Genomic DNA, 223 nt, shown 5'->3' with positions numbered 1-223 from the left:
ATACCTTTCCAAAATTCAATTGATTCGGTGTAGAAGCTAGCCATCTCAGTTGTGTATTTAGTTAAGTCAGACAGAGTTTGAGGTAACAATGCTCTTGCTGCTAAAAGTTGGCTCTCTCGATTCTGTTCTTCGTGATATTTAGCCGCATAAACCGCCAATAAGCTTGCTGTAAAAGCAATCATTGCTGCATTCAGAGTTTGCCAATGAGACCAAACTTCTTGGA

At 39.9% G+C, this 223-nt stretch carries 1 protein-coding gene; it reads right to left on the bottom strand.

The window, feature by feature from the left end; translation table 11 throughout:
• A partial coding sequence (locus tag IQR33_RS03380) for a hypothetical protein (protein ID WP_416222668.1) occupies positions 1-223 on the bottom strand: 223 nt, incomplete at both ends.

Origin of the sequence: Vibrio sp. OPT46, from assembly GCF_015163535.1 — a bacterium.
Lineage (GTDB): Bacteria > Pseudomonadota > Gammaproteobacteria > Enterobacterales > Vibrionaceae > Vibrio > Vibrio alginolyticus.
Note: the sequence above shows the minus strand (reverse complement) of the source record. Positions and strands in the feature narration are given on the sequence as shown.